Consider the following 25,681-nt stretch of genomic DNA (forward strand, 5'->3'; position numbering starts at 1 on the left):
TGGAATGAAAAAATACCGGGTCAGCATGCAAGACATCGCCACCTTTGCCGGCGTCACCAAAACCACGGTCAGCCGTTATCTGCGCACGCCGGAAAAAGTTGCCAAGGCGACCGGGACCAAAATAGCCGGTATTATCGAAGAGTTGAATTATATTCCAAACAGGGCGCCGGAGATGATGCTGAATTCCATCAGCCACTCCATCGGCATCCTGGTGCCGTCGTTTAATAATCAGGTATTTTCCGACGTGCTGGCCGGTATCGAGTCCGTAACCTCGGTTAATAATTACCAGACATTAATCGCCAATTATAATTACAGCAAGGAAACGGAAGAGCAGCAGATTGTTAATCTGCTTTCCTACAGCATCGACGGCATTATTTTGATGGAAAAAGAACATACCCTGCGCAGTATAAAAAGCCTGCTGGCCGCTAAAATCCCCGTTGTTGAAGTGATGGATACCCGTGAGGAATTTATGGATATCCAGGTGGGCTATGATAACCAGGAAGCGGCTTTCGATATGATGTCGACCATGCTGGCCAGCGGCAAACGCCGGGTTGTCTATCTTGGTTCGCGGGATGATCTGCGCGACCGCCAGCGCTACCAGGGGTATGCCCAGGCGATGAAGTCTTACGATTTAACCCCGCTGATGCTCACCGCCAATGAAATATCCTCGTTTTCCCTCGGCGCCGATATTTTTAACCAGGCGCTAAAACGCTTCCCCGATCTGGACGGTCTGTTTTGCACCAATGACGACATCGCCGTGGGCGCGCTGCTGGAATGCCTGCGGCAAAATATCCCCGTCCCCGGCGATATCGCCATCGCCGGTTTCCATGGGCTGGATATCGGCCGGGCCATAACCCCCCGCCTGGCAAGCGTTATTACCCCGCGTATCGGCATGGGAAAATGCGCGGCGGAAATGGTGCTGAAAAAAATCCGCCATGAAGATGTCAATTACTCTATTGACCTAGGCTACCAGATTTTTAAAGGAGGAACGATTTGACGCCGCTGTTAAAACCGCGGTTTAACGGGTATGGATGCCAGAAGACAAGGCGGGATATCTCCCGCCCTGTCTATGATCAGAAGGTGTAACCCACCGTTACCGACATATTGCGCGGCGCGCCATATACCGCGTAAGGACCGAGGTAGTCATAGTACTCTTTGTCGAACAGGTTGTTGATATTGGCCTGCACCGAAAGCTGGCGGGTAACCTGGTAGCGGCTGAACAGGCTGACCAGCGCGTAGCTGCCCTGGTCGGCGCGCATCGTACCCTGCGGGCCGGCGGCATCCTGCCAGGTATGGTTCTGCCAGTTTACGCCGCCGCCCACCGCCAGATCGGGCAGCATCGGCAGTTGATAACGGGTAAACAATTTCAGCGAGGTGCGCGGCAGTTCGGCGTTGATGGCGTTGCCGTCCTGATCGTCGGCCACATAACGCGCGCCGCCAAAAGTGACTTGCCAGTTGTCGGTTACCGCGCCGTTAAGTTCGAACTCGACGCCTTTGCTGACGGTGCCGTCGACGCCGCGATAGGCCATTTCCGTCGTACCGGGAATATAGGTGCCTTCGCTTTGCGCCACATTATCCTGCTCGATACGGAAAATCGCCAAAGACGCGGTCAGGCGGCTGTTGTACCAGTCGCCTTTCAGGCCGGCTTCATAGTTTTTACCCGTCGTCGGGTCCAGATAGTTTTTACTGGCGTCCCGGTAGGTCTGCGGCTGGAAGATGGCGGTATAGCTGGTATAAGCGGACCAGGTGTCGTTGATATCATAAATCAGGCCGGCGTAGGGCGTGACGTCGTCTTTATCGCTGGTGGCGGTCGAGCCATTGGCGCGCCAGTCGGTGTAGCGCGCCCCGACGATCAGGTGCAGCGGATCGGCCAGCGAAAAACGGGCCGCGGTATAGACCGATTTTTGCCGGATGGTGTCGTTGGAATAATCAACCCATGGACTCCAGTCCGCATCGGCGATATGGCCGTTCCAGTTGTTATAATTGCCGATATCGGACTCGGTAATGGTGGCCTGGGAGTTAAAAAAATGATTATTTTGTTTGCTGTAGCTGGCGCCGGCCACCAGCTCATGCTGTCGGCCCAGCAGCTCAAAGGGTCCCGTGGCGTAGGTATCGACGGAATCCAGCTTACGTTTGCCTTTATTCCAGCCGCCGTAGGCGGAAACGCCCTCGCCGGTGTCCTTATCCGGGAAACCGTCGGCATACATCAGCTTGGAGTCGAAATCGGTTTCGGCATGGGTGCCGTTGACGCGCAACTGCCAGCCGTTGGCAAAGCGCTGGGTCAGATCGGCAAAGACTTTTTTCGACTCATGGCTGGAGTAGCTCCAGTCCGGCGCCGGATTAAAACTGCGGTCAAAATGCGTGCGGCTGCCGTCGCTGTACCAGGTCGGCAACCCGCCCCAGGTGGGATTGCTGGTATCGCTTTCCTGATAATCATAACCCAATGATAGCGTGGTGGAATCCGTCAGGTCGGCGTCAATAACGCCATAAATGAATTTTTTGCGGTTATGATAGCGATCAAGCCAGGTATCGTTATCCTGGTAGCCGGCAATAACGCGGCCGCGCACGTTGCCTGATTCCGTCAGCGGCGCGGAAAGATCGGCTACCATCCGTTGCTTATCCCACGTGCCGTAAGTGCCGGAAACAGATCCTTGGAATTCGCGGCTATCGGCACGTTTGCGCACCATATTGATAGCGGCGGAGGGATTGCCCGATCCGGTCAGGAGCCCCGTTGCGCCGCGCACCACTTCGATACGATCATAAATGGCGGTATCCGAACCGGCGTCGCCGAAGTTCCAAACGTCGCTCAGGGTGGTGGGAATATCATCATAAAGAAAATTGTTGATGAAAAAACCGCGGGAATAATACGTTGAACGATCGGAGTCGATATTATTGGCGGTTATGCCCGTGGTATTGGTCAGCACCTCGCCCACGGTTTGCAGGTCTTGATCCTGCATGCGCTGTTTGCTGATAATGCTGACGGACTGAGGAATATCACGCGGCACCAGCAGCATTTTTGTTCCGGCGCGGGTGACCGGCACACTGTAATCCTGCCGGGCGGCATCGGTTGCGCCGCTTGCCTGGGCATTGACCACCATCGTTTCATCAGAAGACGCTTTTTCGCCGGCCGGCTCATCCGCCCATGCCGGATTGACAAAGGATGAAATCAACGTGGCAATAAGGGACAAAGAGCATGTCCAGCCTGAATGAGTTACCCGTTGCCCCGCGCTGCGTTTCATTACCCCTGGCACTGCCGACATTCTCTTTCTCCACAAGACCGTTGTTTTGTTAAATCAATGAGTTGACCGCTACTTTTATGATTCTTTCCCGCCCCCGCGCAGCCTGATGAGTCTGGCATAGAAGGGCGCGCAAAGAAGATAATGAGAATACTACTCATTAGCTTTACATATGTAAATAAATTTAACCAATGTCAGTTCGGCGGGCGGAATCGGTAAGGTGAATGGCGCTGCGGGATATTTTCCAAGTGGGTGATAAATCTTTTAAGCGATTGCCCAGGGGTGGTGCAATGCCGCGGGGCCGGTGCATTATTCTGCCCCGGTATGATCCGCCGGGGCGATGGCGGCATTTTTAAGCGCATCACGAAATAACTTCACCACGGAATTTAACGCCGCGCCTCTTTTTACCACCAGATTAAACGGCGTGGTCACCGAGATATTCTCCGGTTTGAGCGCTTTGATTTTTCCTTCGCGCTCATAGCGGCTGATATAATGTGCGGGCAAAAATCCGACATAATTACCGGTAAGGATAAGCATGGTAACCGCTTCGACCTGTACCGCCACGGCGTTGGAAGAGGAAAAATGAAGCCCGGGATTTTGATGGCCATGATTGGTGTAGAAATGCCTGATTAAACTGGCGCTGGCAATACGCTCATTGGTTAATGCGTTAGGCGCCAAAGAAAACAGCTCATGCCGGTTTGAACAGCAAAGATAGGCTATTTCATGATAAAGGAAGAAATAATCAAAATCGGGTTTTTCCTGGTAGACGGGTATTATGCCACAGGTGAAACGGCCGTCGATAACGCCGCGCTCGATTTCCTCAAGCTGGGTGGCATGGAGACGCACGCTGACCTTGGGCGCCTGGCGGTGTATCTCGCTTAGCGCCCCCACCACCGGTGACTGCGCGTCGGTGATGGTATTATCGATAATGCCGATATTTAATTCACCGAATATTTCATGGCGGGCATGGTTTAACGTATCCCGGAACTGATTTATCGATGAGAACAAATCAAGGCACGCCAGATAAGCCACTTTGCCATGCTCGGTAAGATAAAACCCTTCACGTCCCCGGGTGCACAGTTTCATGCCGAAACGGATTTCAAGATCGGATATTTGTTTACTTATCGCCGCCAGTCCGATATTTAATTCATTGCAGGCCGCGGTAAATCCTCCGGCCTCAACTACCGTTTTGAATACCCGCAAAAGCTTTAAATCGGCAACGCCAATGTTCTGCTGATTAATATCACTTTTGACTGGCGACGTGTTTCCAAATTTGGAAAGTGGACTTTCCATAATAACTATTTACCCCCACGCCCTCGTTCTCCATTATCAATTTAACAGCCTCTTTTATCTCATTTCGCCATGGCCAGCGGATGTTTGTCCTCTTTTCTTCCGGTCTTCATCACCGACCGCGGATAAAGCAAAGATTGCAACATCCATGCCATGAAAGGAGCATGCCATGCCACAACCGGTAGAACGTTTATGGGGAGCACGCTTCAAAAGCGGCCCCGCCGCCGCGCTCAGCGCGCTGTCGCGCAGCCCCGACGCCTATTTTGCCCTCACCGCCTACGACCTGGAAGGCTGCCGCGCCCATGCTTACGAATTGCAGCGCGCCGGGCTGCTGGACGCGCGGGAAACCGACCTGATGGTGGCGGCCATCGGGCAATTGGCCGATGACCACCGCCAGGGCCGTATCCAGCCCAGTATTGATGATGAGGATGTGCATACCTTTATTGAGCGCATGCTGACCGAGCGGCTGGGGGAACTGGGCGGTAAACTGCGCGCCGGCCGGTCCCGCAATGACCAGACCGCCAACGATTTGCGCCTTTACCTGCGCGATAACGCGCGGAAAATCGTCCTCGCCCTGCTGGGATTGCAAACGGCGCTGGTGCAGCAGGCGCAGCAGCATATCAACAGCATCGCCCCCGGCTTTACCCACCTGCAGCAGGCCCAGCCCATTGTGTTCGGTCATCAGCTCCTGGCCCATGCCCAATCGTTTGCCCGCGACGTCGAGCGCTTGCAGGACTGGGATAAACGTTGCGCGCTGTCCCCCCTGGGCGCCGCCGCCATGGCCGGTTCGGCGATTGCCATGCACCCCGAGCTGTCGGCGCGGGATCTGGGTTACGACGGCCCCTGCGAAAATTCCATCGACGCGGTGGCCAGCCGCGATCATGTGGCGGAATTTCTGTTTGCCGGCGGCATGCTCGGCGTCAATCTCTCCAGGCTGTGCGAAGAGGTCTGCCTGTGGGCCTCGCGCCAGTTCCGCTGGGTATCGCTGCATGATGCGTACGCCACCGGCAGTTCCATTATGCCGCAGAAAAAAAACCCCGATATCGCCGAGCTGACCCGCGGCAAAAGCGGGCGCTTAATCGGCAACGTGACGGCGATGCTGGCCACCATGAAAAGCCTGCCGCTGTCCTATAACCGCGATCTGATCGAAGACAAGCGCAATGCCATGGATACGGTTGAACAGCTGTTATTGGTTCTGCCGGCCATGGCCGGCATGATCGAGACCCTGGTCGTCGACCGCGAACGACTTCTGCAGCAGGCGCCGGAGGGCTTTACCCTGGCCACCGAGGTGGCGGACTGGCTGTCCCGCCGGGGTGTGCCGTTTAAAGAAGCCCATGAAATCACCGGCCGGCTGGTACAGCTGTGCGAACAGCAACAACTGGCGTTGCACCAGCTCAGCGACGATCAGCTGGCCGGGGTGGATGCCCGCCTGACCGGCGAGGTGCGCCAGTGCCTGACCCTGGAGGCGGCTATCAACGCGCGTTGCGCCTGGGGCGGAACCGCGCCGGTCCGCGTAGCCGAACAAATCGCCCGGCTACGCCTGAAACTGGCGGCCCAGGCCGCCTGGGTGACCAGCTATGCCGGTCTGACGTTAACCTCTGTTGAATAACCGGCGGGAGTGGCTATGAACGAACAGCGCTATCCTGGCGGCGACCCGTCCGCCAGGATCGATCTCAGCGAATATCAGCACGTGCCGCAGCGCTATTATGGCCGGATTTTCTCCTCGGTGATTATTCTGGCGCTGCTGGCGTTGCTGATCAATGCCTTCGCCCACGGCAACATCGAGTGGCGCTTCGTCGGCCAGTTCCTGACCGCCAAAGCCATTCTGTTCGGCCTGGGCAATACTATCGTGATGTCTGTCCTGGCGATGCTGCTGGGCGTCATCTTCGGCGTCGTTATCGCGGTGATGCGCATGTCGCAAAACCCGGTGCTGCGCGCCGTGGCTATCGGCTACACCTGGATTTTCCGCGGTACCCCGTTGATATTGCAATTACTGCTGTGGTTCAACCTGGCGCTGATCTTCCCGGTCATGGGCATTCCCGGGCTATTCAGCGTTCACACCGTCGATATCATGACGCCGTTTATGGCCGCGCTGCTCGGCCTGAGCATCAATCAGGGCGCCTATACCTCGGAAGTGGTGCGCGCCGGCCTGCTGTCGGTGGACCAGGGCCAGTATGAAGCCGCTAAAACCATTGGCATGACCCGCCTGCATGCCCTGCGGCGCATTATTTTACCCCAGGCGATGCGGGTGATTATCCCCCCCATCGGCAACGAATTTATCAGCATGGTGAAGACCACCAGCCTGGCCAGCATGATCCAGTATTCCGAGCTGCTGTATAACGCCCAGACCATCTATTTCGCCAACGCCCGGGTAATGGAACTGCTGTTTGTCGCCGGCATTTGGTATCTGGTGGCGGTGACTCTGCTGTCGCTTGGACAGGTGCGTCTGGAACGGTATTTCGGCCGTGGCACCCGGCGCCGCGATCGCTAACGGGAGGACCGATGAAAAACATCATCAACGCCGTCAATGTGAATAAGTATTTCGACCAATTTCAGGCCCTTAAGAACATTAACCTGTCTGTAGACCACGGCGAGGTCATGTGCGTTATCGGCCCTTCCGGCTCGGGGAAAAGCACGTTTTTACGCTGTATCAACCAGTTGGAGCGCATCGACAGCGGCGGCATCTGGGTGGATGACGAGCTGGTGGGCTACCGCATCGTGGGTAAAAAGCTCTATCCGCTCAATGACCGTCAGGTGGCCCGCCAGCGCCTGAAGACCGGCATGGTATTCCAGCGCTTTAACCTGTTTCCCGATAAAACCGCCCTGGAAAATATTATCGAGGGGCCGACGCAGGTGCTGCTGCGGCCGGTAAAGGAAGCCACCGAGGAAGCCATGGCGCTGCTGGACAGGGTGGGGCTGGCCCACAAGCGCGACGCCTATCCGCTGGAACTTTCCGGCGGACAGCAGCAGCGGGTGGCGATTGCCCGCGCACTGGCCATGAAACCCAAGCTGATGCTGTTTGACGAACCCACCTCCGCGCTGGATCCGGAGATGGTGGGCGAGGTGCTGGCGGTGATGCGCGGCCTCGCCGCCGAGGGAATGACGATGATCGTGGTCACCCATGAGTTGGGTTTTGCCCGGGAAGTCGCCAACCGCGTGGTCTTTATGGATGAAGGCGGGATCATTGAGAGTGGTAATCCGGAAGATGTTTTGCTCCATCCCCAGAATCCGCGGACCCAGAATTTTATCTCTGCCGTCCTGATTTAAACATCATTACATAATGAGAACCTGATCATGAAAAAAACGCTGTTGTCCTTGTTAACCGCCGGCGTGTTGCTCAATACGGCGGCCGGCATCACGACTGCCGGTGCCGCGGAACTGACGCAAAAAGATGAAATCAAAGTGGCCATGATGCCTAACTATCCGCCGCTGGAATTCAAGGATCCCGCCACCGGCGAGCTGACCGGCATGGATTACGATCTGGGCATGGAGATCGGTAAACGCCTGAACCGCAAAATCAACTGGCAGGAAATCGGCTTTGAACAAATGGTCAATGCGGTGGCGACCAAGCGCATCGATATGATCCTCTCCGGCATGACCGATACCAAAGCCCGCCAGCCCATAGCGACCTTCGTGGATTATTACCACAGCGGGCCGCAGTTCTACACCACCGTCGCCCACAGTGAAATAAACCAGATGCTGGATCTGTGCGGCAAGAAGGTCGGCACCAGCCGGCGCACCACCTTCCCGGCGGAAATTGCCGCCTGGAGCCAGGCCAACTGCGAGGCCGCCGGTAAACCGGCCATCGTGGTGGTGGGCGCGGAAGGCACTGCCGATGCCCGTACCCAGCTGCGCCAGGGCCGCATCGACGGCGTGGTGCAGGGCAGCGAAACCCTGCCGTATATCATGAACCTGGAGAAAAATACCTATAAACCGCTGGGCAAGGCGTTTGCCTACCAGGTCACCGGCATGGGCATCGCCAAGGACGACAGCGCCCTTATCGACGGCGTGAAATCGGCCCTGACCGCGATGATTGCCGACGGCACCTACATGAAAATACTGACGAAATGGGGCATGCAGGACGGCGCGGTAACCGAGGTCACCATCAACGGCGGCAAATAACCGGTCGTGGTTTTACCGCGTGGACGGTTTGCGGCCGCGCGGCCTGTTAGCGGAGAAAGCGCGTAATCATGTCTTCTACTTCCACCCGCTGGCCCGGGGGTAAAACGGGCTGTATGGCGCTGGCGTTCGATGTCGACGGCCCTACCGGCGATGCCATGCTGAACGGCAGCATTTGGCGCAAAGCGGATTATTTTACCTTCGGCGGCTACGGTCCTTTCCGCGCGCTGGGGCGCATCCTCGATCTGCTCAAGGCGCACCAGCTGCCCGCCACGTTTTTTGTGCCGGCCTGGGTCGTGGAGAACTGGCCGGCACAGTGCCGGGCCATTGTGGAGCAGGGTCACGAGGTGGCCTACCACGGCTACCGGCATGAGTCGTTCTATGCCCTGAGTCCTGAACAGCAGCGTTGGGTGATGGACACATCCCGGGATATTTTCCAGCAGGTATTGGGCGTTCGCGCCGAGGGCTTTCGTACGCCGTCCGGCGACTGGCACCAGGAAACCCCGGCGATGCTGCTCAACGCGGGCGTAACCTATTCCAGCAGCATGCGCGGTGATGACCGGCCTTATCTGATACGGGTGCCGGGACAGCCGCGGCCGCTGGTGGAAATCCCCGGACGCTGGGAGATGGACGATTATGCCTCCCTGGCCTATACCCGCGAGCCGAACTTTCCCTCGGGCCTGGATCGCACCGCCGGTTATGCGCTGACGCTGGATAACTGGTGCCGCGAATTTGACGGCGCGATGGACGAAGGCCTGAGCCTGACCACATTATTCCATCCGAAGATTTCCGGTAAACCGGGCCGCATTATGCTGCTCGACCGGTTTTTTGACCATTTGCGCCGGCGCGACGACGTGTGGTTCGCCCGCTGCCGCGATGTGGCGCGCTGGTGGCTACAGGAGCATGGCAATGAATAATGACGCGGGTTTATCCCCGGGCCGCTGGCCCGGCGGCAAACGCTGCGCCGTGGCGGTGACGGTTGATTTTAATGATATCCACGGCATCCTGAGCCAGGTGCCGGCGGTGGCCGGCCGGGAAAAAACGCTGTCGGTATGGCGCTACGGCACCCTGCGCGGCATCGATCGGTTACTGGCGCTGCTGGCGGCAAAAAACGTCCCCGCCAGTTGGTGCGTGCCGGGCGTGGTGGCGGAAGAACATCCCGACCGGATAAGGCAAATCCGGCAGGGCGGCCATGAGCTTGCCGGCCGCGGCTATCGGTTTGAATCGTTTGACGCCCTGACGCTGGCGGAGCAGATAAAAAGCGTGCGCCGCGGTAATGCCGCCATCGCCAATATAACCGGCGCCGCGCCGCGGGGTTTTCGCCTGCCGGCGGGCAATTGGGCCGACGGCCTGCCCGATGCCCTGGTGGCTGAAGGCCTATGCTGGACCTCGGGCTGGCGCGGCGACGATCTGCCTTTTTTTATTCCCTTACACTCGCCTGCGGATGCGGTACCCGCGCCCCGGCTGGTGGAACTGCCGCTGCACTATGAGCTGGAAGACGAACCCTATTTTGCCTTTAACCTCAGCCCGGCGGTGCCGCCGGCGCAGTCGCGCATCGCGTCCTATAGCCAGACCCTGGGCAATATGAAGATGGATTTCGACGGATTTTACCGCTTCGGCCTGTGCTATGTCCTGCGTTTGCATCCCGAGGTGATCGGCACCGCCGGCCGCATCGGCGTACTGGGCGAACTGCTGGATTATATTGCCGCGCATCCCGACGTCTGGGTCGCCACCGCCGGCGACATTGCCGACTGGTGGCGGCGCAGCCAGCCGGATAACGATCCCGCGCATCCGGCCGAAGTCTGGCGGCGCCATCGCGGGCGGGAAAACCCTGCCGGCCCCTTCCCCACAGGGGAGTTACCGAAGAGGATGCCCCATGACTGACGCACCACTGCAGAACACCGGCGCGCCCGTCGCGGCCAATCCCCAGCAGGCGCTGGTGGATTTTATCGCTAATACCTCCTTCGATCGGCTGCCGCCGGCGCTGGTGGCGCGCTGTAAACGGCATATTCTTGATACCCTGGGGGCGGGCCTGGCGGGCGCGGGCAGCCAGGTGGCGCAGGAGATGACCCGGCTGCTGGCGGAGGAAGGCGCCGCGCCGCAGGCGGTAGTCTGGGGCACCTCACTGGCAACCTCGGCCCGCAACGCGGCGTTGCTCAATGGCGTGGCCGCCCATGCGCTGGAGCTTGACGATACCGGCGGCTGCGACCATTCCGGCGCGGTGGTGATCCCCGCCCTGCTGGCGGTGTTGCCGCTGTGCCCGCAGCCGGTCAGCGGCAAGGCCTTGATTCTGGCGACCGTCATAGGCTATGACATTGCCCGCCGGGTACTGGAAGCCTGCGGCGGTTATGCCGCCCATAACGGCGCCGGATGGCATTCCACCGCCACCTGCGGCGTGTTCGGCGCGGCGGCGGCGGCGGCCAGCCTGCTGCGGCTGGACGCCGCGCAGGCCAGCTCCGCGCTGGGTATTGCCGGCAGCTTCAGCGGCGGACTGTGGGGATTTATTCACGACGGCTCGCAAAGTAAAAAACTGCATGCCGGCCGCGCCGCCGAGGGCGGCGTACTGGCGGCGCTCAGCGCGCGCCGGGGTATCACCGGTCCCGGGGCGCTGTTTGACGATCGCTGGGGCGGTTTCCTGTCCACCTTCGCTGCCGCCAGCGCCGCTCCCGGGGCGCTAACACATGAGCTGGCGCGGATATGGAAGCTGGAGCGCTGCTCGATAAAACCCTATGCCTCCTGTCGCGGCACCCATGCGGCGATTGACGCCGCCGGTCTGTTGCTCGGCAGGCTTAATGCCGGCTATCAGGAAATTGAAAAAATCGAGGTCCGTCTCTGCCCGTTTCTTAACGATATGTGCGGCAATATGCATCTGCAGACGCTGGCGGCCGCGCAGATGAGCCTGCCCTATGCGGTGGCGGCGCGGCTGGTATTGGGTCACGCGGGCCTGGACGCCTATGGGGAACAGCAGCGTCGGGACCCCCGGCTGCTGGCCATGATGGCCCGCATTGAATTACGGGTGGATCCGGCGCTAAGCGCGGACGGCGAACCGGAAATTACCCTGCATACCCGCGAGGGCGATCGCCTGACGCTGCGGGTGGACATCGCGCTCGGCAATCCGGCCAATCCCGTCAGCGACCGGCAGCTGCGGGATAAATTTTTATCCCTGGCGGCTCATGCGTTGCCGGCCACCCAGGCGCAGACGTTGTGGGCCAGGGGAATGGATCTGGAGCATGAAACGGATATCGGCGCGCTGGCCAGACTGCTGATCCCCAGTCATGATTTTATCTGAGCGCCGCCAAGAACCCCCGGGCAGAGCGTGGGAATATCAGGATCACGCGCATCACCCCGGACGCGCACAGGGCCGGCCGCAGGCGCAAGCAGCCGGACGATCCGGCTTATGCATGACATGCCGGTTAACTTATTAGCCTTTATTGAGAACAACATGTCATCGGAGATAGGACATATGCAGGCACAATCCATTATTTTCCCGGCGCAGATCCTGCGCGGTCCCGGCACCCTGTCCCGGCTGGGTGAGGTGTGCGGCAAACTCGGGCGGCGCGCGCTGCTCATAGGTGGCCACCAGGCGCTGGCGGCGGTGGACGCGGCCGTTAAAACACAGCTGGCCGCCGGCCCGGTGACGCTGGTCGACAGCGCATGGTTCGGCGGCGAATGCAGCGCAACGCACATCCACCGGTTAACGCAAAGGGTGACTGAGCTGGGTATCGATTTGATCATCGGCGCCGGCGGCGGCAAGGCGCTGGATACCTGTAAAGCGGTGGGCGTGGCCGCCGCCGTGCCGGTGGTCGCCGTCCCCACTATCGCCGCCACCTGCGCGGCGGTTACACCGCTGTCGATACGTTATTTTGATGACGGCCGGTTCCAGGATCTTTATCCGCTGCCGCAGGCGCCGGCAGCGGTGATTATCGACAGTGATTTGCTGGCACGCGCGCCGATGCGCTGGCTGGCGGCCGGCCTTGGCGATACGCTGGCGAAATGGTACGAATTCCGCGCCATCAGCGCGCAACAGACCCGGTTGATAGGGATCCAGCGCTCGTCCCAGGCCAATAGTTTAATTTGTTACGACCTGATTGCCGCCTACGGGCCGGCGGCTTGCCAGGCGGTGCGTGACGGCCGGGCCAATACGGAGCTGGATCAGGTGCTGGACGCCATTTTTATGTTCGCGGGCCTGACGTCGCTGATGAGCAACGGTGCCCATGCCGCCGCCGCCCACGCCATTTACGAAGGCTTTACCGTCTGCCATAAAACCCGTGATTTCGGCCACGGCCTGCTGGTGGGGTTCGGCAATCTTTGCCTGCTGGCGTTGGAAAACCGTTGCGACGACGAACTGCGCGCGGCCATCACGCTGGCGCAAGCCTGCGCGGTGCCGCTGCGGTTAAACGAGATAGCGGAATTGACCGCTGAAGAGCTGGACAGCATTGTGCGGGCGTCGGTACACGCGCCGGATATGGCAAATATGCCGGGGAAGGTTACGGCGGCGGATCTGTACGCGGCCATCAGGCGTGTGGAGGCGATGGCGGAGACGATTGGCAAGCCCGGAGGGTTATAGTCAATCCCGAAAACACCCGCTTATCGCCCAACGCGGTAAATGTTTGCGGTAATCATTGCAAAAGTAAAACGATCGGTTTACTTTTGCGGTTATGCACAAAAAACAAGACATCATCCAGGCCGCGGAGCGGCTGTTTTATACCAACGGTTTCCACGCCACCAGTACGGACCGGATCTGCAGCGAGGCGGGCGTATCAACGCGCACCCTGTATCGTTATTTTCCTTCACGCGAGGCATTGACGGCGGCGGTGATGCACGATCGTAAAAACCGGTTTTTTTCGGCGCTGTATCCTGCGCGGCATCCGGAGGCGGTCAGCAGGCTTTTCGCGGTGCTCGGGCAGTGGATGCGGGACTACGGCACATCGGGATGCTTCTTCCTGAAGGCCTGGGGCGAATATGCGCAGCAGGATATCAGGCTGGCGGCGCAGGCTCTTGACTATCGCTATGCGATGCGGGATTACATCGCGGCCTGTAGCGGGAATTCGCCCTGCGCGGCCGGCGCCGCCCTTTCCGACGCCATATGGATGCTGTTTGAAGGCGCCATCACGTCGGCGCTGATTATCGGTCCCGAAGCCGCGACCCGCGCGGGGGAAGCCGCCGCGCTGCTTATCGCCGGCGGGGAACGGCGATGAAAGCGTCCGTGGCGCTCGGAATCACCGGTTTCTCGCTGATCGCCGTCACCTACGGCATGGCCAGGTTCTCATGGGGACTGATGCTGCCCGCCATCATGAACGATATTCCCTTCAGCCCCCGGGTGGCCGGCGTCATTTCCGCCTGCAGCTTTGCGGCTTATTGTCTGTCCACCCTATGCGCATCGGTACTGGCCGAACGTTTTGGCCCGCGCTTGCCGGCGGCGGCGGCGGCCTGTTGCGCCGCCGCCGGCCTGATGCTGCTTGCCCTCGCTTTTTCTCCTGTTATGCTCGCGGCCGGGCTTTTTATTGCCGGCCTGGGTTCAGGCCTGGCCTCGCCATCCCTTGCCGCCGCGGTCAGCCGGGTTATTTCCGTCACACAACAGCCGCTGGTGAATACCGTCATCAACGCCGGTTCCGGGGCGGGCATTATCCTGTCCGTGCCGGTGTTGCTCTATCTGCCGGGCGGATGGCGCGCAGCCTGCACGGTATTCGGCATCGTGGCGCTGGCCAGCCTGGCGCCGGTGATATGTTGCCTGCCCGGCGGTCGCCTCAATATCCGTCTGGGGGAAAAAAACCGGCGCGAAACGCTTCTGCGGCGTCCGGTAGCGCGGCTGGTCATCATCGCCTTCGCCAGCGGAATGGCCAGCGCGGCCTGGTGGAGCTTTGGGCCGGACGTGCTGCGCCATCATTCCGGCGTGGATGAAAATACCGCGAGTATGCTCTGGCTGGTCAGCGGCGGCGCGGGCATACTCGGCGCAATGACCGGCCCCATGGCCACGTATGCCGGTCTTAATCAGGTTTACCGTATTTCACAGCTGTTTATGGCGGCGCCGCTTCTGCTGCTGGCGTTCAGCCACGGGTTCTCATGGTGGTTCTTTCCGGCGGTTGCGCTGTGCGGCGCCGGCTATGTCACGCTGACCGGCGTACTGCTGGTCTGCGGGACCTCAGCGGCGCAAGACGCCCCGGCCTCAGGCGCAGGAGCGGTGTTTTTCATGCTGGCGGCGGGGCAGGTCGCGGGGTCGGTGGTCTTTGGTATGCTCTATACCGAAACGGGAGCCGCCTTCGCCCTTACGATGTTTGCCGTTCTCTCCGTGCTGATGACGTTTTATACCCCGCAGAAAAGGTACGTTGACAACGAGATACCGGCCCGTTAAATAACGCTTTGTCCACACGACGGAAACCCGGCGTCACGCAAGACATCTTTGGCCGGCGCGTTGATCCTGGCCTCCATTGGCGGTCGTTCAGTGCGGCCAAGCCATTGTCCGGCAAGCTCATAACCCAGGGTATAACCAAGCCAAAGCGGATAACGGCCGGTACCGAAAAACCATTCCGCATGGTTATAGCCGGTCGCTTCCAATTGTGTTTGGTCCGGCAACCAGCGGCCAAGGGAGGCCACGGGCAATGCCGCTTCCCATAATTCCGGCGGCGTGCCCAGCAGATAGGAGACAAATTGCCCGGCCAGGCCCTCGCTGACCAGCGCCTCACCGAGCGTATAACCGTAGCCGGGGCCGGCCATGCGCATACAGTGATGAATTTCGTGCAGCAGTTGACGTGTAAACGCGCCGTTATCCAGGCTGACGGCCAGGTTGGGGTTATCGGGATCGACATACAGAGAAAACAGCGCCGGCTCCCAAGCCCGTCCGCATAAACCCAATTGCGCTATGACCTGTGTGGTTGAACGGTGAAAAAGAATATCCAGCGGCGGCGGGGACATTTGCCCGGATAACACGTCGAAGGCGCGCTGGCATTCCCGTACAAATGCATGTTGGTGAGCCTGCAGGCTGCCCCGCGCCGCAAGCCAGTGCAGATGCCATAGGCCGCCGATAATATCCGTCATACGCCATTCCTCCGATGCCAGGCGACATCACAAACATATCATTTTAGCGGCAAGCCCCGCCAGACCACCAGTGCCAGAAAAAGATGGCTAAGCATCGACACCAGCATCAGCGTAGCCAGAGGCGAGGAGATAAGCGTAAAGGCCAGCCCAGCCAGCGCAACGCCCATTAGCGAGCCTAGTTGGCGTAGCGTAGTGTGCACCGCCGAGGCGGTGGCCGCCATGGATAAAGGTGCGCTATGCAGCACGGCGGCAGTCATCGGCGGCACCACAAAAGCGGCGCCGCCGGCCAATACCGCCATCGCGGCGATTACCAGGGGGGTAATATGATCCTGTAAACATGCCATGCCAAAATAACCGCAGGCGCTTAGCACTAGTCCGATAATCATCTGCTTTTTTATTCCCCAACGCGCCATGAGCCTGCCAGAGAGTATATTGCCGATCATCAGGAAAACCGCCAGCGGCAGCAGCGCTATCCCCGTGCGCAAAGGGGAAAAACGCAAATGTTGCTGCAGGACCAGGCTGAGCGCGTAGATGCCACCAAAATAGCACACGTTAATTATCATGCCGGTAAGATTGGCGATGTTAAACGTGCGCTGCATAAACAGGGACTGCGGGATCAGCGGCGAGACGGCGCGCCGTTCAGCCAGGATAAAACCCGCCGCACCCGCCAGCGCAACACCCGCGCTAAGTTGGATTAAGCCATTGGTCCATCCCCGCGTAGGCAGCTCAATCAGTAGATAACTTATCCCAGCGCACGTTGCGATACCAAGACCCTGTCCCGCCGGATCAAAGCCACGCCCGTGACCGCCGGTTACCACCGGTAACAAACGAAACGCCGCCAGCAGTCCGCACAGGCCGATGGGGATGTTTATCAAGAAGACGCTGCGCCAGCTGAAAAAGCCGACCAGGAAACCGCCCAGTACCGGTCCCGCCGCGGCAGCAAGGGAAACGATGCCGCCAAACAGGCCGATCGCGCGCTGCCTGGCCGCGTTAATAGGCCAGATAAGCGGCATCAGCGCAAACGACGCGGGGATAAATAATGCCGCACCCATACCCTGGGCCAACCGCAGCACAATCAATTGAACGATTGAATGGCTCAGACCGCATCCCAATGACGCGCCGGTAAACAACAACAGGCCCAGCATCCATATACGACGGGCGCCATGGCGATCGGCCAGCGCCCCGGCGGACAGCATCAGGCCGGTCAGCGCCAGATTGTAGGCATCCACCGCCCAGGTCATACCCGCAACCGTCGTCCGGAATTCCGACTGTATGCTGACGATGGCAATATTCATCACATTCACATCCAGTATCGCCATGAACATACCGGCACAGAGCACCAGCAACACGGCAAATTGCCCTATGTGTCCGGAAATGGCACCGTCGCTCGTTACCAGCCTGGTTTCAGGCATGATGAATTCCTTCTATTTATGCATAAGCAGTGAGTGTAAAAGGAAATCTAAAGGCTTAAAATGCAGCAGGAATAACACCAGGTGCGGCAAAATTGCCGTGGGGAGAGCATGAACTGGGATAACACGCGTTATTTCTTGGCAATCGCCCGTACCGGCAGTTTACGCGCGGCAGCCCTCAGCCTCGGCGTCGATCAGGCCACCGTCGCCCGCCGCCTGCGTACCCTGGAACGGGAGTTAATAACCGGCCTGTTTACCCGTCATCCCGAGGGCTATAGACTGACGGCGGCAGGAAAATTATTGGTGCCGGAAGCGGAAATGATGGAAGCCGCGGCCGCGGCAATACGGCGCAAAACCGTCGGTTTGGATAGCTCGCTCGCCGGCACGGTACATATCGCCTCGACGGAAGCGCTGGCGCGTTGTTTTTTATTACCGGCCCTGCGCGGACTGCGCCGGTCCCATCCCAATATTACCGTGACGCTCTCCACCGCTCCTGCGCTATTGGACATCAAACGAGGCGAGGCCGATCTGGCGGTGCGCAGTGCACGTCCGACGGACGGCAGTTTAATCATACGTCGCCTGGCCACTGTCCATATGGGGTTGTACGCCTCGGCGGACTATGTGTCACGGCATGGCCTGCCGTTGGCCGGCAGCGCCTTTGCGGGGCATGATCTGATAATGTTCCCCCGCGAGGTGTTGCCACAGTACTGGCAGGAGTTGTGTGGCGAGCCCCTGACCAACGGTACTGTCGTGATGGAAACCGCCTCGCAGTTATTGCTGATGGATGCCGTTAGGGAAGGGATGGGTATCAGCATGATGGCGCGCGAAATAGTGCAACGATGCTGCCCGGAACTGATTAACGTGATGCCGTCGCGCATCGACTCCGCCGATATTTGGCTGGTGGTCAATCCTGATGTTTGGACTTCTGGGCGAGTGAGAGTGGTGACAGCGGCGATTAATGACGCGTTTGCCTGCTCCCCGGTGGTTAAAACGCCTGTATGTCGAGACAATAAGCCATGACTTCATTCCGGCAGCTCGGTTTTTTCTGCTGGTTAATGTCATGATACGTTAAGCTCATCTTCGACTATGTCCACCCGATCGGGCCGGTTTTTATCTTCTATTATCGGTTTTGCTTGGCGCCCATCAGGTTTCCTGACTACTGCAAGAGATCAGTATCATCACCCCCTACAAACTCATACTGGTCGCCAATCTCTCCGCCAGACGGTCCACCGCCAGCCGGACCTTCAGCGGCAGGTGAGTGGTCTTGGGCCATACGGCATAGGACTGAAAAAAAACGCCCGCGTATTCCGCCAGTACCTGGACCAATTCACCTTGCTGCAATCGTTGCCGTACCAGCCAGCAGGGCAGCCAGGCAATACCGAAGCCGGCGGCGGCGGTATCCGCGATCGCCTGTAAATCATCCATTAACAGACGCGTTTTTGGCACCACTTCTTCCACCGTGCCGTCGGGCAGACTAACCTGCCAATGCTGTAACATTCCCGCGCGCAAATAAGCCACCGTCTCAAGGCGGGCCAGTGACGCAAGGGTATGCGGCGTGCCGGCCCGTGCCAGGTAACCGGGCGAGGCGCAGAAGGTCATGCGGTGATCGCCGATACGGCGCGCCACCAGCCGGGCGCTGTCGGGTAAAGGCCCGTTGCGGATAGCCAAATCGTAGCCGTCCTCGATCAAATCCACGATACGATCGCTGAACGAAAGCTCCAGCTCCAGCCCGGGATGCTCCCGTGTCAGCTCGATCAACAGCGGCGCGGCGCACAGACGGCCGAACAGCACCGGCATTGATACCCGTAAGCGACCGCTGACCTGCTGTTTACCGGTTTCCAGCAAGGTTTCGGCGGTGTGGATCTCCTCCAGCGCCCGCTGGCAGCGTTCGTAAAATAACGCGCCGTCAGCGGTCAGGCTTTGGCTGCGGGTGGTGCGCTGGAACAAACGTACGCCGAGGCGCTGCTCAAGCCGGGCTATGGTCTTGCCCACCGCCGAACGGGAGAGATGCAGCCGGCTGGCCGCCAGGGCAAAACTGCCCGCTTCGACCGAGGTGACAAACACCGAAATACCTTTCAGCCGATCCGTCATGGGTTGTCGCCTTTTTGGAAACAATAATTGGAAATATTATCGCCACTGGCGACGTGATATCAACGCTATCCTGACGTAACACATTTTATTATCAGGAGGACATCATGGCCGACACCATGCAACGCTGGACGATGGACGCTATTGGGCGTGGAAATCTTAAGCTGACCGAGATCGCCGTCCCGCAGCCGGGACCCCGTGAAATCCGGGTAAAAGTGAACGCCGTTTCCCTCAATTACCGCGATAAGCTGGCTATCGAAACCGGCATGGGGCTGGATCTGCCGCTGCCGTTTACCCCGGCGTCGGATATGGCCGGCGTGATTGATGCCACCGGCGCGGGCACCACCCGGTTCAAGGCCGGCGATCGGGTGATATCGAATTTTACGCCCGGCTGGATCGACGGGAAGCCAGGGGGTAATGCCCGCACGCCGCCCTATATTACCCTGGGCGGCGCCCTGCAAGGCGTACTGGCGGAATATGTGATTTTGCATGAAGACTGGGTATCCGCCTCCCCCGCCACGCTTGACGACGCGCAGGCCAGTACCCTGCCTTGCGCCGGTCTGACCGCCTGGTTCGCCCTGGTGGAGCGCGGCCGCCTGCGCGCCGGGGACTCGGTGCTGGTGCAGGGCACCGGCGGCGTGGCGCTGCTGGCCCTGCAGATTGCCAAAGCGCACGGCGCAACGGTGTACGTCACCTCCGGCAGCGATGAAAAGCTGGCCCGCGCCAAGGCCCTGGGCGCCGATTACGGCATCAACCGCCTGAACGGCGATTGGGTGGAATCGGTTTATAGCCTGACGCAGGACCGGGGCATCGACCATATTATCGATACCGTGGGCGGCCCCAACCTGGCGAATTCGATTCGCGCCGTGGCCGTCCACGGTACTATTTCAGCGATCGGCGTGTTTGAGGGATTTGACATCAGCGGCCCCGGCGGCCCATTGCTGCTGAAATCGCCGGTCATCCAGGGCATTGGCGTCGGCCACCGACGCGCGCTGGAAGATCTGGTGCGCGCCGTGGATGCTATCGGCCTGAAGCCGGTGATCGACCGGCAATACGGATTCGATCAACTGCCCGATGCCTTGGATCATCTCGATCGCGGCCCGTTCGGGAAAATAGTGCTGACGTGCTGAATACGCCCTTGCGCAGCGCGGAAGCAGGCGGCGGCACATCAGGTCGGGAGCGCTCCGGGCAGACCGGCGGCCGATGGCGCAGCGGCGCCGGGGCTGTCATGCGCGGGACAGTACGCTTTGCAGGAAGGTCCTGGTCCGCGCTTCCCTCGGCGCGCCGAAAATAGCGGCGGGCGGGCCCGCCTCGATTATCACCCCGCCGTCCATGACCACCACCACATCGGCCACTTCCTGGGCGAAGGCCATTTCATGCGTCACCACAATCATGGTCATGCCGTCCTGGGCTAACATTTTCATGACCCGCAGCACCTCGCCCACCAGTTCGGGATCCAACGCGGACGTCGGCTCGTCGAACAGCATCACCAGCGGCTCCATCGCCAGCGCGCGGGCAATGGCGACCCGCTGTTTTTGACCGCCGGACAGGCTGTTGGGCATGGCATCCGCTTTGGCGGCCAAACCGACTTTGCCCAACAGTTTAACCGCCTGCGCCCGGGCGTCGGTTTTTTTAAGGTTACGCAGCATCTGGGGAGCGACGCAAATATTGTCCAGTACGCTCAGATGAGGAAATAAATTAAACGACTGGAAAACCATGCCGACGTTTTTGCGCAGTTCGTTAAGCTCAACGTCAGGCAACATTTTCCCCTGTTTTATCAGGGTGCTGCCGCAAATCTCAATGTCGCCTTCTTCCGCTTGCTCAAGCCCGTTGCAGCAGCGCAGGAAAGTGCTTTTGCCCGACCCGCTGGGCCCGATAATCACGACCACCTGGCCGGGGAAGACCTCAAAATCGATACCGTTAAGCACCCGGTTGGCGCCAAAGCGTTTGCCGAGACGGCGGATCCTGATAATGGGATTGCCCATAGCGCGTGATTCTGTCATTGCAGCGCCCCCTTCGATTTGAGCCGTTGTTCACAATAACGCAACGCCAGCACTGAGATTCCGGTCAGGAAAAAATACACGGCGGCAATCACCAGATAGGTTTCCAGATCCCGGTAAGAGTTACTGATAATCGTCGAGCCCGCCTGCATCACATCCTGGATGGTGATAAGCGACACCAGCGCCGAATTCTTGATTAACGCGATAAACTCATTGCCGAGCGGCGGTATCATCCGGATAACCGCCTGCGGCAGGATAATCTTGTACATTGCCTGGCCGCCGGACATACCCAACGATCGCGCCGCTTCATTCTGCCCTTTTTCGATGGACTGGATCGCGCCGCGCACCACTTCCGCCACGTAGGCGCTCGAATACAATCCCAAGCCGATAACACCGCAGAAAAACGACGGCAGCACCAGGCCAAGCCGGGGAAGGCCGTAATACCAAATAAACAGCTGCACCAGAAGCGGCGTGCCCCTGATCAACGCGACGTAGGCGCTGCACAGGGCATAGATAACGCGCCGTTCGGGATTGAGACGGCCGATGCCTAACAGCAATCCAAGCGTACAACTCAACAGCAATGCGCAAAGCGTGATTTCAACGGTCACTATCGTGCCTTGAAGCAACAGTCCGGCCCCGGCAAAGACGGGTGAAAAGTTCAGGTCTAGGGTCATAGTATTTCCGTCGATTGTGCCTCGGATACAAAGAGTTACATCAAAGCGTAACAGCCGAAGACAGGATGCCAATGCCTCATCGCGCCATGCTTACTTGGCAGCGGTAGGGAACCATTTTTGCACCAGGGCGGCATAAGTACCGTTGGCCTTGAGCTGGTCAAGCGCCCCGTTGATCTCCGCCGTAAGCCTTGGCTGGTTCTTCTGTACGGCAATACCATATTCTTCGGATGTCAGCTGATCGGCCAATATCCGGACGCCGCCTTTGGTGCGCGCATATTGGAACGCCGCCGGTTTGCCGGTGACCGCGGCATCGACACGTCCGATATCCACCAAGCTGAACATCTGCTGGTTTTTCTCCACCTCGACCAATTGGGCCGACGGAATATTGTCGTGCAGCCATTGCACCGATTTGGTCCCCACCTGGACGCTTATTTTTTTGCCTTTCAGGTCATCCAGGGTTTTGATCGTCGTGTTGTCCTCTTTGACCATCGCCACCAGGCCGCCGCTCAGGTAAGCGTGGGTAAAGTCGACGACTTCCGCGCGCGCCGGGGTGATATAGATAGCGGAGACGGCGATATCGGCCCGGTTGGCGGTCACGCTGGGCACCAGTCCTTTAAAATCCACATTGGTCCAGGCGATGGGCCGGTTAAGTACCTTGCCAATCGCCTCGACCAGCTCGATATCAAACCCGGCAAACTTTCCGTTTTCCATATATTCCATGGGCGGGAAAGTGGCGTCTGTTACCGCTTTAATCGGTTCGGCGGCCTGGGTAAAAGACGTTGCGGACAGGCATAACATGCCGGCGACAAACAGGCGGGTTAATACGGGACGGATAATGGACATGGTTCTTTCCTTTTGAATGAATAAAAGAGTAAAAATCAGCTTGCCCGCAGGCGCTTATTGATACGTCCCGCGGCCTCGATGGCGAGGCCTATCAATTGCGGCTGCCGGTCAACGGCCCGTTGCCAAGGCGCCATCAGCGATAACACGCCCAGCACAAACGCGCCGGAGGCAAATAAGGGCGCGCTAATCCCCCAGACGCCGTCGTCAACCTCACCCTGGCTGCAGGCATAACCTTGGGTACGGATGTCCTGTAATTGCGCCAGCCTGTCGTTTCTCTCGGCCGGATCGGGAAATTCCGCCTGCAGGATAGATTGCTGTTGCAGGTCAGGCAGGTGGGCCAACAGACATTTAGCGGTGGCGCCATCCCTTAACGGCAGGCTGCGTCCTTTTTCGAAAGAGCAGCGCAGAGACTGGGGCGCCTCGATCATATCGACGCAGACCGCCTGGGCATCCACGGCAACCGTGATGGCCACCGTTTCGCGTGCAAGATCCGAGAGCCATTGCATTTCCGGCCGGCCATGGTGCGTCAGCAGCGACACGGTGTTAAAGCCCAGGGCGAGCTGCAGGCTGACCGGGCCGGGGGCATATAAATTGCCTGATTCAAAAACAAACCCCCAACGCTTGAGCATCACCAACTGGCGGTAAAGCGTACTCTTGGCCAGGCCGGTCGCCTTCATTAACTCCGCCGCGTTGACCGGACGGCCAAATTGCGCCAGCACTTTTAAAATCATTAAAACACGTTCATGGGAGGAAATATTTTCCCGACCCTGGACCGGCATGGATGCTGAGTTAATGGACATCGGCGGCTTCGTATTGAGCATAGACGTAACCTTGGCAAGCAGGATCCATGCCACAGTATGGGAACAGAATCCCATTACACGGGAATGCTGGTTTTTATCGGGGTACCCTCGGGTTATTAACCTCTTTAAAACGCGCGACAAAAGGGATGTCTGCACTAAAAAGGGACGGACGCACCACCGTGGTGAAAAGCGCGGAGGGTGCAGACAAGCATAAAATAGGCCAGTAATATACCGTCATACAGTCGGCGAAATAAAACCGCCTGATGCTGACCCGCATAACCTGTTTAACCCGTCAATCACGCTCAGGTGAACCATGCCCGGCATTTTTCCCATCATGGTGAAAAGCTAACATTATGACCCTATCTTCTATCCCGGTAACCGCCCGGCAGGCCCGCGCGATCTGGCTGCGGGCGCAGCGGCTCGATATCCCCGCCCCTTTCGGCGAAGGGCCCGACGCCGTTCGTTTAGCCACCGAACATCTCGGGTATGTGCAGATCGATACCATCAACGTCATCGAGCGCAGCCACCATCATATTCTCCATACCCGTATTCCCGCCTATCGACGCGCCGACCTTGAGCAGTCCCAGTCGGAGGCTAAATCGGTCTTTGAATACTGGACACATGCCCTGGCCTACGTGCCGACGGCGGATTACCGCATGTTCCTGCCGGCCATGAATCAGTTTCGCGCCAGGCCTCATGCGTCGTATGCCGACATGGATGCACAGCATTATGCCGCGCTGCTAAAACGCATCCGTGACGACGGGGCGCTGTCGATCCGGGATATCAACGATGAAGTGCTGGTTGAGAAGACGCATCCGTGGGGCAGCCGCAAGCCGTCACGGCGCGCGCTGCGTTATGGCTTTTTCAGCGGCGACCTGACGGTGAGCAAACGCACCGGCATGCTAAAAAGCTATGATTTATCCGCCCGCCATTTCGCTTGGCCCCGCCGTCCCCGCCCGGCAACCGCCCAGCAGTTCGCCCACTATCTTTTGGCGCGCGCCGTGCGTTCCCAGGGCATGGTCAGCCTGGATTCCATTTGTTTCGGCAATGCCGGGGCCAAGGCGGCGGTGCGTACGCTGATTGACGCGGCGGTAAAGAAAAAGCAATTGGTGCCGGTCCATATCGAGAACCACGCGAAAAGCCAGCATTGGGTCGTCCCGGCGGCGCTGGAAAATAGCATTGAACCGTTAGTGACTCCCCGTACCGCCATTCTGTCACCCTTCGATCCCCTGATCATCCAGCGCAAGCGGCTACACCTGTTTTTTGGGTATGAACATCGGTTCGAGGCCTATGTGCCCGCCGATAAAAGGGTACTGGGTTATTTTGCGCTGCCGGTGCTGGTAGGGGATGAGATCGTGGCCGCGCTCGATCTCAAGATGGATCGTCCGGCGGGCAGGCTAATGGTACAAAAGTGGACCTGGTTCACGGAGCCGCGGCCGGATCTGCGCATTGCCATCGACGAGGCCTTGGGCCGGTTCGAACTGTTCCAAAAAGGGTAGATAGCCGGCGGGTGGCGCGCAAAAACCTTCATACGGTGAAATGCCGCCCGCGGCGTGCCCACGACAAGGCCATGGCAGCAGCTGATGGGTTGTTTATCGTGCATAAGTACAGGCAGCGTAACAAGCGTACCACACAGTGAATAATGAGATGATTCATCTCGCGCTGCAAGAAAATTAATCCGGCCTGCAACAGCACTCTATTCACTTAGCAAATTATATAATCACATAAATTATGTTTCACTTGATTTTAGAATACTCGCGGAAGAAAGGGTAAAAATTAACACTTCCTCTATCAGAGCAGTTAATTTAATTTTGATATTGCAATCTTCATTCCTATGATTTAGGGTAAAGTCATTGGCCACATTTAAGGGTTATCCATCATAAGTCATTACAAAAGCAAAGTTTATTACAATAAAATAAATACTATCATTATTACTTATTTATTATTATCTTTATAAATAACTGTGTATTCTTACGCGCATATTGACTTCAATAATAATAATTTAAATAGATATTTTACCACTTTACATTGCAAAATAAATTAAATATCACGTGCGTGTTGATAGCCGGCACGCATTTTAACCCAAAGGAGAAGCAATCATGAATATGACTAAACGCAAAATTATCATTGTGGCTAAAAAAACCCGTCCTGTCCTGATGCCATCGCACCTATGATAACCCAAACCAA

The 25,681-nt window shown here is 58.4% G+C and carries 23 protein-coding genes; 14 read left to right on the top strand and 9 right to left on the bottom strand.

All coding sequences use genetic code 11. The annotated features are described in order from the left end of the window. The first annotated feature begins 4 nt into the window (after window positions 1-4). Entirely contained in the window at window positions 5-997 is a 993-nt protein-coding gene (gene idnR / locus ACL2XN_RS17195) for a DNA-binding transcriptional regulator IdnR (protein ID WP_410012769.1), read from the top strand. A 76-nt stretch (window positions 998-1,073) separates the two neighbouring features. Here idnR and fhuE read toward each other — a convergent pair whose 3' ends face one another. After that, the gene (gene fhuE / locus ACL2XN_RS17200; RefSeq protein ID WP_413730987.1) at window positions 1,074-3,239 is read right to left on the bottom strand and encodes a ferric-rhodotorulic acid/ferric-coprogen receptor FhuE; all 2,166 of its coding nucleotides are present in this window, start codon (window positions 3,237-3,239) and stop codon (window positions 1,074-1,076) included. Window positions 3,240-3,545: 306 nt separating this feature from the next. Next, complete coding sequence (locus tag ACL2XN_RS17205) at window positions 3,546-4,529, bottom strand: LysR family transcriptional regulator (protein ID WP_410012771.1); 984 nt, start codon at window positions 4,527-4,529, stop codon at window positions 3,546-3,548. Window positions 4,530-4,695: 166 nt separating this feature from the next. Here ACL2XN_RS17205 and argH point away from each other — a divergent pair, with 166 nt between their 5' ends. The 10 genes from argH to ACL2XN_RS17255 all read left to right on the top strand — a co-directional run bounded on the left by argH (window position 4,696) and on the right by ACL2XN_RS17255 (window position 14,997). Continuing rightward, window positions 4,696-6,135 carry an argininosuccinate lyase gene (gene argH, locus ACL2XN_RS17210; protein WP_410012772.1) on the top strand — a complete coding sequence of 480 codons (1,440 nt, stop codon included), beginning with the start codon at window positions 4,696-4,698 and terminating at the stop codon, window positions 6,133-6,135. A 15-nt stretch (window positions 6,136-6,150) separates the two neighbouring features. Next, entirely contained in the window at window positions 6,151-7,017 is an 867-nt protein-coding gene (locus ACL2XN_RS17215; RefSeq protein ID WP_410012773.1) for an amino acid ABC transporter permease, read from the top strand. A gap of 11 nt (window positions 7,018-7,028) precedes the next feature. Then, window positions 7,029-7,793 carry an amino acid ABC transporter ATP-binding protein gene (locus ACL2XN_RS17220; protein ID WP_413729139.1) on the top strand — a complete coding sequence of 255 codons (765 nt, stop codon included), beginning with the start codon at window positions 7,029-7,031 and terminating at the stop codon, window positions 7,791-7,793. A 27-nt stretch (window positions 7,794-7,820) separates the two neighbouring features. After that, a complete protein-coding gene (locus tag ACL2XN_RS17225; protein ID WP_410012775.1) occupies window positions 7,821-8,648 on the top strand; it encodes an ABC transporter substrate-binding protein in 828 nt (275 codons plus the stop codon). A 68-nt stretch (window positions 8,649-8,716) separates the two neighbouring features. Further along, the gene (locus ACL2XN_RS17230; protein ID WP_410012776.1) at window positions 8,717-9,562 is read left to right on the top strand and encodes a polysaccharide deacetylase family protein; all 846 of its coding nucleotides are present in this window, start codon (window positions 8,717-8,719) and stop codon (window positions 9,560-9,562) included. Then, on the top strand, window positions 9,555-10,529 hold the full coding sequence (locus tag ACL2XN_RS17235) for a polysaccharide deacetylase family protein (RefSeq protein WP_413729140.1): 975 nt from the start codon (window positions 9,555-9,557) through the stop codon (window positions 10,527-10,529). Before ACL2XN_RS17230 ends, ACL2XN_RS17235 begins: the two co-directional genes overlap by 8 nt. Further along, window positions 10,522-11,934, top strand: a complete 1,413-nt coding sequence (locus ACL2XN_RS17240; protein WP_413727424.1) for an MmgE/PrpD family protein — start codon at window positions 10,522-10,524, stop codon at window positions 11,932-11,934. Before ACL2XN_RS17235 ends, ACL2XN_RS17240 begins: the two co-directional genes overlap by 8 nt. A gap of 174 nt (window positions 11,935-12,108) precedes the next feature. Beyond that, complete coding sequence (locus tag ACL2XN_RS17245) at window positions 12,109-13,212, top strand: iron-containing alcohol dehydrogenase family protein (protein ID WP_413730988.1); 1,104 nt, start codon at window positions 12,109-12,111, stop codon at window positions 13,210-13,212. Between the two features lie 91 nt (window positions 13,213-13,303). Continuing rightward, the gene (locus ACL2XN_RS17250) at window positions 13,304-13,843 is read left to right on the top strand and encodes a TetR/AcrR family transcriptional regulator (RefSeq protein WP_413729142.1); all 540 of its coding nucleotides are present in this window, start codon (window positions 13,304-13,306) and stop codon (window positions 13,841-13,843) included. Next, window positions 13,840-14,997 carry an MFS transporter gene (locus ACL2XN_RS17255; protein WP_413729144.1) on the top strand — a complete coding sequence of 386 codons (1,158 nt, stop codon included), beginning with the start codon at window positions 13,840-13,842 and terminating at the stop codon, window positions 14,995-14,997. The genes ACL2XN_RS17250 and ACL2XN_RS17255 overlap by 4 nt, the downstream gene beginning before the upstream one ends. Here ACL2XN_RS17255 and ACL2XN_RS17260 read toward each other — a convergent pair. Together ACL2XN_RS17260 and ACL2XN_RS17265 are read right to left on the bottom strand one after the other, a co-directional pair. Then, window positions 14,994-15,680: a DUF2268 domain-containing putative Zn-dependent protease gene (locus tag ACL2XN_RS17260; RefSeq protein ID WP_410012781.1), complete on the bottom strand. Its 687-nt coding sequence runs from the start codon at window positions 15,678-15,680 to the stop codon at window positions 14,994-14,996. The two genes, ACL2XN_RS17255 and ACL2XN_RS17260, sit on opposite strands and share 4 nt — an antisense overlap. A gap of 38 nt (window positions 15,681-15,718) precedes the next feature. Further along, window positions 15,719-17,092, bottom strand: coding sequence for a DHA2 family efflux MFS transporter permease subunit (locus ACL2XN_RS17265; protein ID WP_410012782.1), 1,374 nt, complete (start codon window positions 17,090-17,092; stop codon window positions 15,719-15,721). A gap of 108 nt (window positions 17,093-17,200) precedes the next feature. Between ACL2XN_RS17265 and ACL2XN_RS17270 the strand changes: the two genes are divergently transcribed. After that, on the top strand, window positions 17,201-18,109 hold the full coding sequence (locus ACL2XN_RS17270; RefSeq protein ID WP_413729147.1) for a LysR family transcriptional regulator: 909 nt from the start codon (window positions 17,201-17,203) through the stop codon (window positions 18,107-18,109). A 165-nt stretch (window positions 18,110-18,274) separates the two neighbouring features. Here ACL2XN_RS17270 and ACL2XN_RS17275 read toward each other — a convergent pair whose 3' ends face one another. Then, entirely contained in the window at window positions 18,275-19,180 is a 906-nt protein-coding gene (locus ACL2XN_RS17275; protein WP_410012784.1) for a LysR substrate-binding domain-containing protein, read from the bottom strand. A gap of 104 nt (window positions 19,181-19,284) precedes the next feature. On the opposite strand from ACL2XN_RS17275, the gene ACL2XN_RS17280 reads away from it, so the two are divergent. Continuing rightward, on the top strand, window positions 19,285-20,307 hold the full coding sequence (locus ACL2XN_RS17280) for a zinc-dependent alcohol dehydrogenase family protein (RefSeq protein ID WP_413729149.1): 1,023 nt from the start codon (window positions 19,285-19,287) through the stop codon (window positions 20,305-20,307). A 96-nt stretch (window positions 20,308-20,403) separates the two neighbouring features. Here the strand turns inward: ACL2XN_RS17280 and ACL2XN_RS17285 are convergent, their stop codons facing one another. The 4 genes from ACL2XN_RS17285 to ACL2XN_RS17300 form a co-directional block, all read right to left on the bottom strand. After that, window positions 20,404-21,150 (bottom strand): amino acid ABC transporter ATP-binding protein, encoded by a 747-nt coding sequence (locus ACL2XN_RS17285; RefSeq protein WP_413723522.1) that lies wholly within the window; start codon window positions 21,148-21,150, stop codon window positions 20,404-20,406. Window positions 21,151-21,176: 26 nt separating this feature from the next. After that, window positions 21,177-21,851: an amino acid ABC transporter permease gene (locus ACL2XN_RS17290; RefSeq protein WP_410012786.1), complete on the bottom strand. Its 675-nt coding sequence runs from the start codon at window positions 21,849-21,851 to the stop codon at window positions 21,177-21,179. Between the two features lie 90 nt (window positions 21,852-21,941). Then, window positions 21,942-22,694 (bottom strand): transporter substrate-binding domain-containing protein, encoded by a 753-nt coding sequence (locus ACL2XN_RS17295; RefSeq protein ID WP_413729150.1) that lies wholly within the window; start codon window positions 22,692-22,694, stop codon window positions 21,942-21,944. Window positions 22,695-22,729: 35 nt separating this feature from the next. Further along, complete coding sequence (locus ACL2XN_RS17300) at window positions 22,730-23,515, bottom strand: IclR family transcriptional regulator (RefSeq protein ID WP_413729152.1); 786 nt, start codon at window positions 23,513-23,515, stop codon at window positions 22,730-22,732. Window positions 23,516-23,847: 332 nt separating this feature from the next. Between ACL2XN_RS17300 and ACL2XN_RS17305 the strand changes: the two genes are divergently transcribed. Next, entirely contained in the window at window positions 23,848-24,993 is a 1,146-nt protein-coding gene (locus tag ACL2XN_RS17305) for a winged helix-turn-helix domain-containing protein (RefSeq protein ID WP_413729153.1), read from the top strand. Window positions 24,994-25,681 lie beyond the last annotated feature (688 nt).

The organism is Sodalis sp. RH22, assembly GCF_047324165.1.
GTDB lineage: Bacteria > Pseudomonadota > Gammaproteobacteria > Enterobacterales > Enterobacteriaceae > Acerihabitans.

Excerpts from the sequence above, each read along its gene's own strand:
- ACL2XN_RS17290 (WP_410012786.1), bottom strand. The coding sequence starts at position 21,851 with ATGACCCTAGACCTGAACTTTTCACCCGTCTTTGCCGGGGCCGGACTG.
- ACL2XN_RS17250 (WP_413729142.1), top strand. The coding sequence starts at position 13,304 with ATGCACAAAAAACAAGACATCATCCAGGCCGCGGAGCGGCTGTTTTAT.
- ACL2XN_RS17265 (WP_410012782.1), bottom strand. The coding sequence starts at position 17,092 with ATGCCTGAAACCAGGCTGGTAACGAGCGACGGTGCCATTTCCGGACAC.
- ACL2XN_RS17235 (WP_413729140.1), top strand. The coding sequence starts at position 9,555 with ATGAATAATGACGCGGGTTTATCCCCGGGCCGCTGGCCCGGCGGCAAA.
- ACL2XN_RS17245 (WP_413730988.1), top strand. The coding sequence starts at position 12,109 with ATGCAGGCACAATCCATTATTTTCCCGGCGCAGATCCTGCGCGGTCCC.
- ACL2XN_RS17215 (WP_410012773.1), top strand. The coding sequence starts at position 6,151 with ATGAACGAACAGCGCTATCCTGGCGGCGACCCGTCCGCCAGGATCGAT.
- ACL2XN_RS17205 (WP_410012771.1), bottom strand. The coding sequence starts at position 4,529 with ATGGAAAGTCCACTTTCCAAATTTGGAAACACGTCGCCAGTCAAAAGT.
- ACL2XN_RS17230 (WP_410012776.1), top strand. The coding sequence starts at position 8,717 with ATGTCTTCTACTTCCACCCGCTGGCCCGGGGGTAAAACGGGCTGTATG.
- fhuE (WP_413730987.1), bottom strand. The coding sequence starts at position 3,239 with ATGAAACGCAGCGCGGGGCAACGGGTAACTCATTCAGGCTGGACATGC.
- idnR (WP_410012769.1), top strand. The coding sequence starts at position 5 with ATGAAAAAATACCGGGTCAGCATGCAAGACATCGCCACCTTTGCCGGC.
- ACL2XN_RS17240 (WP_413727424.1), top strand. The coding sequence starts at position 10,522 with ATGACTGACGCACCACTGCAGAACACCGGCGCGCCCGTCGCGGCCAAT.
- ACL2XN_RS17280 (WP_413729149.1), top strand. The coding sequence starts at position 19,285 with ATGGCCGACACCATGCAACGCTGGACGATGGACGCTATTGGGCGTGGA.
- ACL2XN_RS17255 (WP_413729144.1), top strand. The coding sequence starts at position 13,840 with ATGAAAGCGTCCGTGGCGCTCGGAATCACCGGTTTCTCGCTGATCGCC.
- ACL2XN_RS17275 (WP_410012784.1), bottom strand. The coding sequence starts at position 19,180 with ATGACGGATCGGCTGAAAGGTATTTCGGTGTTTGTCACCTCGGTCGAA.
- ACL2XN_RS17220 (WP_413729139.1), top strand. The coding sequence starts at position 7,029 with ATGAAAAACATCATCAACGCCGTCAATGTGAATAAGTATTTCGACCAA.
- ACL2XN_RS17270 (WP_413729147.1), top strand. The coding sequence starts at position 17,201 with ATGAACTGGGATAACACGCGTTATTTCTTGGCAATCGCCCGTACCGGC.
- ACL2XN_RS17295 (WP_413729150.1), bottom strand. The coding sequence starts at position 22,694 with ATGTCCATTATCCGTCCCGTATTAACCCGCCTGTTTGTCGCCGGCATG.
- ACL2XN_RS17225 (WP_410012775.1), top strand. The coding sequence starts at position 7,821 with ATGAAAAAAACGCTGTTGTCCTTGTTAACCGCCGGCGTGTTGCTCAAT.
- ACL2XN_RS17260 (WP_410012781.1), bottom strand. The coding sequence starts at position 15,680 with ATGACGGATATTATCGGCGGCCTATGGCATCTGCACTGGCTTGCGGCG.
- argH (WP_410012772.1), top strand. The coding sequence starts at position 4,696 with ATGCCACAACCGGTAGAACGTTTATGGGGAGCACGCTTCAAAAGCGGC.
- ACL2XN_RS17300 (WP_413729152.1), bottom strand. The coding sequence starts at position 23,515 with ATGCTCAATACGAAGCCGCCGATGTCCATTAACTCAGCATCCATGCCG.
- ACL2XN_RS17305 (WP_413729153.1), top strand. The coding sequence starts at position 23,848 with ATGACCCTATCTTCTATCCCGGTAACCGCCCGGCAGGCCCGCGCGATC.